Annotated in this window: 4 protein-coding genes and 3 tRNA genes; 6 read left to right on the forward strand and 1 reads right to left on the reverse strand. The window is 40.8% G+C overall.

The features are described 5' to 3' along the window. Window positions 1-72 precede the first annotated feature (72 nt). Complete coding sequence (locus ACSLUH_RS18295) at window positions 73-3,600, reverse strand: hypothetical protein (RefSeq protein ID WP_448569699.1); 3,528 nt, start codon at window positions 3,598-3,600, stop codon at window positions 73-75. 171 nt (window positions 3,601-3,771) lie between these two features. On the opposite strand from ACSLUH_RS18295, the gene ACSLUH_RS18300 reads away from it, so the two are divergent. The 6 genes from ACSLUH_RS18300 to ACSLUH_RS18325 all read left to right on the forward strand — a co-directional run bounded on the left by ACSLUH_RS18300 (window position 3,772) and on the right by ACSLUH_RS18325 (window position 8,114). Beyond that, window positions 3,772-4,248 carry a regulatory protein RecX gene (locus tag ACSLUH_RS18300; RefSeq protein ID WP_448569701.1) on the forward strand — a complete coding sequence of 159 codons (477 nt, stop codon included), beginning with the start codon at window positions 3,772-3,774 and terminating at the stop codon, window positions 4,246-4,248. Next, a complete protein-coding gene (gene alaS / locus ACSLUH_RS18305) occupies window positions 4,245-6,869 on the forward strand; it encodes an alanine--tRNA ligase (RefSeq protein WP_448569703.1) in 2,625 nt (874 codons plus the stop codon). Before ACSLUH_RS18300 ends, alaS begins: the two co-directional genes overlap by 4 nt. Before the next feature lie 470 nt (window positions 6,870-7,339). Continuing rightward, window positions 7,340-7,537 carry a carbon storage regulator CsrA gene (gene csrA, locus ACSLUH_RS18310; RefSeq protein WP_448569705.1) on the forward strand — a complete coding sequence of 66 codons (198 nt, stop codon included), beginning with the start codon at window positions 7,340-7,342 and terminating at the stop codon, window positions 7,535-7,537. Window positions 7,538-7,723: 186 nt separating this feature from the next. After that, window positions 7,724-7,815: transfer RNA gene (locus ACSLUH_RS18315), tRNA-Ser, on the forward strand. A gap of 28 nt (window positions 7,816-7,843) precedes the next feature. Beyond that, window positions 7,844-7,920: transfer RNA gene (locus ACSLUH_RS18320), tRNA-Arg, on the forward strand. Between the two features lie 117 nt (window positions 7,921-8,037). Beyond that, a tRNA-Arg gene (locus ACSLUH_RS18325) sits at window positions 8,038-8,114 on the forward strand. The last annotated feature ends 149 nt before the right edge of the window (window positions 8,115-8,263 follow it).

An 8,263-nucleotide genomic window follows, 5' to 3' on the forward strand; every position in this document is an offset into this window, starting at 1 on the left:
TTTTAATTAGCAATATCTCCTGCATAAAAAAGCCACATTAAGTGGCTTTTTTATGTATTTGGTAACGCAATGTTAATCTTGCGGTATGTAGTCGATAATTAGCTGTTGCTGCTCCGCTAAGTAGTGGATCACACGGTGATAGGTTGGCGAGAGATAGACTTGATTCGAACCTGAGCTATAGCCAACAAAGCTTACTTGTTGTTGCAGTTCGTCATACTCTGTCAGTGTATGAGCCTCACCGTAGCCATTAATGAAACTTCTGCGATAAACATAACTATGATCGTTTGTATCGGTGGTAACAGCAATCGTGGCTAACGTTTGTGACGATGGTAGTACCCCATTACTGATATAACTATCGCCATCCAAACTTGACCATTCCGTCACAGGATTTGCACTGTAAAGTATATCGCCGTTGTTATTTGTGGTGATACCGCCCACACCGTATAGCGCAAAATTCAGGTTTTGCGAACTACCTTCGGCTTTCGCGGTAATCGACTTCTCGGCAAAGGCGTTAAAACGCACGTGCTGTTGATAAATCGTGGCATTTGCTCCGTTATAAGCTAAGAAATTATTATGGTTTGCTACTTTATGCGTAATCGACGTTAAGAAGGCATTAGCACTATCCCAGTATTGCACCTCAAGGTCAGTGTTCGCATATTCGAGCGCTTGACTGACAACAACCGGTTTGCCATCGATAGTAATAACCGCTTGTGGGCGAAAGTCGAGATCGATATTTTCACTGTTGAGTTGAGCGATTGTAAAGTTAGTTAAGTCAATTTGATAATGATTCACTCGAGTGGCTTCTTGGTCATCTTCATCAAGATAGGTTTCTAGGTTAGACGCTAACAACTTTGAACCATCTGGATGGATGACAAGATTAGTTAACGCAACGTCAGCTAATAATCCTTCTACCGTGGTCACTAGGGTACCGTCGACAACGTTAATGACTTTTATTTCATCTCCCTGAGCAACATATAGATAGGGTCTTAATGGGTCGAGCACGACAGCACTGTCATTTGGTTCGATACCTTCAATAACAAGCTCTGAGTCAACGCTGGTATCAAAGTCACTCTTGTAGAAACTTACCTTGATGACTCCGTCTACTGATTCTCCAACAATAGATGATGTTAAGATAATTTCTGCACTATGTAGGCCATTTTCGCTAACATTCTCTGGTATAACCGTTACGGTTAACTGATCAGTGTTGTTATCTTGGGTTAGGTTAAGCCAATCAACGTCAGTGTTAGCTTGCCATGCAATCATTGAGGACTTATTGGTTTGAATGTCAACGGTTTTAGTTAATACTTCACTGTTGAGTTGTTGGTCAAAGTTTAACGAAGGATAATTAGCAAACAATCGAGTTTCATCAATCGCTAACTCTACAACAACTTTTGTTGCATAACCGGTATCACTGTCAATGATGGTAATAATGCCGGTGAAAAGCCCCCAGCCGTCAATAGCTTGTGAGTTAATGTTGACGGTTAAACTTGACTGACCATCGACAACTTCCTCTGTTAAGCTTAACCAAGCAACATTGCTTGATGCTGACCAATTTTCGCTGACACCGTTAATTAATATCGTTTGCGCTTCAATGGATGCTTGAGCTGGTGATACAACAAATTCGAGCTGACGATGAGAAAGGTCTATTCTTTCAAGCGTCACTAGTTCTAATTGATCACTGTATTGAAGAAGTGCTCGCTGACCATCGGAGGTAATTTGTAAATCCGTCGGTTGGATGGGGCTTGTTACAATCGTGTTGACTAGTTTCTGTGCCTGATTATAAATCGCTAAAACAAACTGGGGTGTTTCGGTGTTTTCAAATCGAGAATAGATAGCATTCCCAGCCAAATCTTTTGCATTGGCGAGCGTGATGCTACCTTCCGTTTGCGATAGTAAACCATTGTCAGTGTAGACATTGCCATCAAATGATATGTATTCAGAAGTTTCACTGGCAGCGTATAGTGCTGTTTCATCATTGTTAACGATAAAACCAGAGATAGTCATGTCTTGGTCAAGTAATTCAGGGCGATAACTGCTTTGCTCTGTAAGACTAATTTTACTGGTGGTAAAATCATTTACTCTTGTTGTTAAACGATGAAAGGTTGCCGTAGCCGATTCAAGTGCAAATAAGCTTTGTGTTGCTCTCGCTTGATCGATGGCTCCGACACTAAAAGCGTTCTCTCTATCCCAATTTAATCGTTCTAAGTTCTCATTGGCGAGCTCCAAGGTTTGGGTGACAACAAAATGTCGGCCAGCGAAGCTGACATAGCCGAGGGGCTCATATTCAATTGAGGCGTTGGTCAATTCGGTAACTTTCATCGTTTCAAGATCAACACGGTAACGATGTGTGGTAATAGTTGTCGATTCATCGTCATTAATTGAGCTTATTGTCGCCTTGGCCAATAAGTGCTTGCCTAGGGGGTGGACAATTAATTGAGAAAGCTCTCCCTCAACATCGTCAGCAAGAATATCAACACTATTGATCAATTCTCCTGAAAATGTCTGGTACGTCACAATTTGATGACCAGAGATTGCATAGAGATAAGGTTTTGTCGGGGAGACAACTACGCTTGCGGTTGTGTTGGGAAGATCTTCAATAACAGTATCGCTGACAGTTATCGCTTTTTGATAAAAACTAACCGGTATTTCAGCGCTGATTATCTGGGAATTATCGGTGGCAGCAACGGTGATAATCGCATCGCTGATTTCGCTATCAGGTAAACTATTGTCATTAATACTGACTAATAGCGAATTATCCGTTTTAGCTAAGGTTAACCATTCAACATTACTTGTTGCTTGCCAGTTAACAGGGCTTAAGCTATTCGTCAAAATGGTAAGTTGTTGCTCAAGATTTTCGACATTATTCGTTTTACTTAGGGAAACCGCGGGGATATCTGAGTAGAGGTATAAGTTATCTACGCCGAGCTCTACATTAATTAAACTGCGGTTTCCTGAGCCAGTTTCTGTCAGGATGATTTCGCTTTGATAAGCTCCAGATTGCTCAATTGCGCTTAACGTCGGAGTAATAGTTAACTTAGTGGTATTCTCTATTGTTTCATCGCTAACCACTAACCAATCATCGCTTGTTTCAAGGGTATAATCATTTCGGTCAATGGATAAGGTGAGCTCTTGGCTTTCTATAGATTGCTCGCCTAACGTCGCCGAAAAACTAATCAACTCTCTCACATTTAAGCTAATATCAACGTCTTGATGGACGAGCGCTGTATTGTTGACATCTCCAGTCGATAGCCTAAGCGTTGTGCGGTAAATGTCATTGCGGTAGTTTTCTACCCCATCTAACTCAACGATAACCTTGGCCGAACTATCATTGACACCTTCCGTACGAAACCTTAACCAAGGTACGGCCTGTGCTTCAGGCGCAAAACCTATCAATAAACCTTGGCCAACAAAGTTGACATTGATGGTCGCGCTTTGACTTGACGTTTGTGAGAATTCGCTGTTAAAACTGATCACAGTTGTATCAGTGGATATTGAAAAATCTGCTGTTGGATCCGGCGTGTCACTGCCACATGCTTGCATGAAAATCGCAAGCGTGAATATTACCATTAAACGATAAAGGTTGCTGAAAAGTTCCTTCATACGAGTCCCTGTGTTATTAGCGTTGAAATCAGGTTGTTTTGCCTATTTTGCGTCAATCAACGCGGAAAGTAAAAAGTTATTCGGGTTTAGGGATTTTATTGACTTTTACTGGTTATTTTTGTCGCTTTATGGGTACAATAGCGCGCATGATTAACGTGATTATTTTCTATATTGAATAAAGTCATACTTCACAAAGCGGTTGATTTATTATCTCGTCGAGAGCATTCAATTAAAGAGCTAAAGCATAAATTAGCGTTAAAAGAGTTTCCGCTGGACGAAATTGAACTTGTTATCGTTTATTTGTTAAAGGAAAATTACCTTAGTAATGAGCGATTTGCTGAGGCAGTAATTAGACAACGAGTAAATAAAGGATATGGCTGGCGTTTTATTGAAAATGAATTAAAGCAAAAGGGAGTAGATAGTACGACTATTGAGCAAGCAAAATTGGAGAGCTCAACCGATTGGTATAAACTTGCTGAAAACGTCTACTGTAAACGGTTTACAGACTCCCTGATAAAAGATCATAAAGAACGTGCAAAACGAATGAGATACCTTCAGTATCGCGGCTTCTCAACCGATGAAATTATGCATGCATTGAATACTGAACAAACAACAGAATCAGATAAAATTAAATGGAAACACCTATGATGAAAACTAGTGCCGAATTACGTCACGCTTTTTTGAATTATTTTGCATCGAAACAGCATCAAATTGTCCCAAGTAGTTCTTTAATACCGGGTAATGATGCGACCCTGTTATTTACCAACGCAGGTATGGTGCCATTTAAAGATGTTTTCTTGGGTGCGGAAAAGCGAAGTTATACTAGAGCAACCTCTTCGCAACGTTGTGTTAGGGCTGGCGGAAAGCATAATGATTTAGAAAATGTTGGTTATACTGCTCGCCACCATACTTTTTTTGAAATGCTTGGTAATTTTAGTTTTGGTGATTACTTCAAAGAAGATGCCATAGGTTATGCATGGGAGTTTTTAACACAAGTGTTAGGGCTGCCAGCTGAAAAGTTGCTAGTGACGGTATATGAAACTGACGATGAAGCCTTTGATATCTGGGCGAATAAAATAGGTGTACCTAAAGAAAAAATCATTCGTATCGGTGACAAGACCGCCGGTAAGAAATTTGAATCAGACAACTTTTGGTCAATGGGGGATACCGGCCCTTGTGGTCCATGTTCAGAGATTTTTTATGACCATGGCGAGCATATTTTTGGTGGACCTCCAGGGTCACCAGATGAAGACGGTGACAGATTTATTGAAATTTGGAATATTGTTTTCATGCAGTATAACCGTCACGCTGATGGCACGATGGAGTCATTACCTAAGCCTTCTGTTGATACGGGGATGGGACTCGAGCGAATCGCTGCTATTTTGCAGGGCGTTCATAGCAATTATGAAATTGATACCTTTCAAGCATTAATAAAAGATACGGCTCAACTGCTCGAATGTAATGATCTTGAGCATAAATCTTTACGCGTGATAGCCGATCATATTCGTTCATGTAGTTTCTTGATTGTTGATGGTGTTATTCCGTCCAATGAAGGGCGTGGTTATGTATTAAGACGCATCATTCGACGTGCCGTACGTCATGGCCATAAACTTGAGGCGAAATCTCACTTTTTCCATAAGTTAGTACCTTCTTTAGTTGAGCAAATGGGCGATGCATACCCAGAATTGGTAGAGCAACAATCGGTTATAGAAAAGTTATTGCGAATAGAAGAAGAACAGTTTGGTCGAACACTTGATCGCGGAATGGCATTGCTAGAAGATATTTTAGACAACCTTGAAGGTGATACGATATCGGGTGATGATGTCTTTAAGCTATATGATACCTATGGTTTCCCCGCAGACTTAACCGCCGATATTGCTCGTGAGCGCCAACTAAAAATAGACCACAATGGCTTTGATGTTGCAATGGGTTTACAACGTGAGCGAGCTCAACAAGCAAGCCAGTTTGGTACTGATTACAATGAACAATTGAAGTCAGACAAATCAACCTCATTTAAAGGTTATACTAATCACGAGTTTTCAGCGACGGTGGTTGAGTTATTTAGTAAAGAAGGCAAAGTCAGTGAACTGTCTGAAGGGGAGCAGGGGGTTGTAATACTCGATAATACTCCTTTTTATGCTGAATCTGGTGGTCAGGTTGGTGATAGTGGTGTTATTGAGGTTAATGGTGGTCATTTCATCGTTAATGATACCGTTAAGATTGGAGATGCATTTGCGCATAAAGGAGTAGCTCAGACCACTATTTCAGTGAATGCAAGGGTCAAGGCTCAAATAGACAGCGAGCGTCGTCAAGCCATTATTAAAAATCACACAGCGACACATATACTCCATGCCGCGCTTAGAAAAGTATTAGGTGAACATGTCACTCAGAAGGGCTCTCTTGTCGATGAAGAAAAACTCAGGTTCGATTTTTCTCATTTTGAGGCTGTTACTTCAGACGAACTTCATCAAATAGAGCGCTTAGTTAATCATGAAATTCGAAAAAATCACCAACGTGATACTGAGTTAATGCAGATTGAAGATGCAAAAGCTAAAGGTGCGATGGCATTATTTGGTGAAAAATACGATGATGAAGTTCGGGTGGTTACACTAGGTGATTTCTCTACAGAACTTTGTGGTGGGGTTCATGTTGATCGCACTGGCGAGATTGGTTTATTTAAAATCACTTCTGAATCGGGAATTGCTGCGGGAATTAGACGTATTGAAGCGGTAACCGGTGAGGCGGCACTTGACTTTATCGATACTCAAGCGCAAACCATTGCTAAAATTGCAAAAACCGTTAAAAGTGATACCAGTAATGTTAATGATAAAGTTGAACAGCTAATTGGTCGCAATAAGCAGTTAGAGAAAGATATTAATGAGTTAAAACAGCAGCTCGCTGCTCAAGCAGGTGCTGATTTAATGTCGAGTGTAACAGAAATTAACGGTGTTAAGGTGTTAATTGCACAACTTGATAATGTCGCCTCTAAAGATCTGCGCGGTATGTTGGATGAGTTAAAAGTTAAAATTAACTCGGGAATTATTGTGCTCGGCACAGCAAGTGAAGGTAAAGTAGGACTTATATCTGGTGTTACCAAAGACCTGATTGGAACAGTGAAAGCTGGTGATTTAGTGAATTTGGTAGCTCAGCAAGTCGGTGGTAAAGGTGGCGGACGCCCTGATATGGCTCAAGCTGGCGGTTCACAACCAGAAAACCTACCAGCAGCACTGGCTAGTGTGGCGCCATGGTTAGCTGAAAAACTAAGTTAGTTGATTAATTAACTGATAAAGGAGCCTCTAGGCTCCTTTTTTTTGCTAGATAGACCCAATTAATAGATCTCAATGGTTGGTTGATGCGTATCTTGATATAGGACTGGCTGACTAAGCCATGTTGTAGTGGTTGTTAAAGTGATGTTAACTTTTAATAAGTAGTAAATTAAATTTAGTCATTTATTCAAAAAATGACCATTTAGTGAGTGCCTAGCGCGTTTAAGCTTGTTAAACTATTGAGGTTTGGTATTTATTGAACAAAAATAGTATCGTTTATTAAGGTAGGAAATAAGATAAATTGGTGTTTGTTTTATTGCTGCAGCGATGACATTTAGTGTGTGTTATCAGCTTAAGTCGCTATTTTTTTTCATAATTTATTACATTTAATTGTGCGAAATACCAAACTTTGAACTAAATTTAAAACTAGCTTAAGTATTTAGTGGAACCCGTTTCAGAAAAAGGAAAATAGAATGTTAATATTAACCCGCAGAGTAGGTGAAACCTTAATGATTGGTGATGATGTCACTGTGACTGTTTTAGGTGTTAAGGGTAATCAAGTTCGTATTGGTGTTAATGCGCCGAAAGAGGTCTCTGTTCATCGTGAAGAGATTTATATGCGAATACAATCTGAAAAGAGTGAAGGTGAGCCCTCAGGTAATAAATTTTAGATAAAAAAGCCGACGAACAGTCGGCTTTTTTATTGTGCGTTCGGTTTCAATCCCGTGAAAATCTCAAGCTAGTTTGCATAATAATGTTGTAAAAATAAACGACTTGCATGATTTATCAGCAAACAGTATCAAAAGATAAAAAATCGTTTGACTTATTTTTTATATCCATTAATATTCGCACCCACTGGTGAGGTGGCCGAGAGGCCGAAGGCGCTCCCCTGCTAAGGGAGTATCCGGTTTATCCCGGATCGAGGGTTCGAATCCCTCCCTCACCGCCATCCTTACACGATGTCAAAAGTGTATTGCGGACGCGTAGCTCAGCTGGATAGAGTACCTGGCTACGAACCAGGCGGTCGCAGGTTCGACTCCTGCCGCGTCCGCCACTTTCTTTCAAGTGGTAAAAAATGAAAGAGCAGCTAAAATTAAAGCGGCAATAAATGTTAATCGTGCGAATGAAAGGTCGCTATCCCTGATTCAGGATATAAAATAATGATGACCGCGGACGCGTAGCTCAGCTGGATAGAGTACCTGGCTACGAACCAGGCGGTCGCAGGTTCGACTCCTGCCGCGTCCGCCACATAAGAAAACCAGCCATAGGCTAATGCCAGTCAGTTAACAACTGACTGGCATTTTTTCTTGGGATATTTGCTAGGTTTTGGTTTAACGCATCTTGGATACGCTCGCTCTCGCTTCATCGGTAAGATGTGGTGCTCTACTTGAGCTTGC

It is taken from the genome of Thalassotalea ganghwensis (assembly GCF_053485795.1).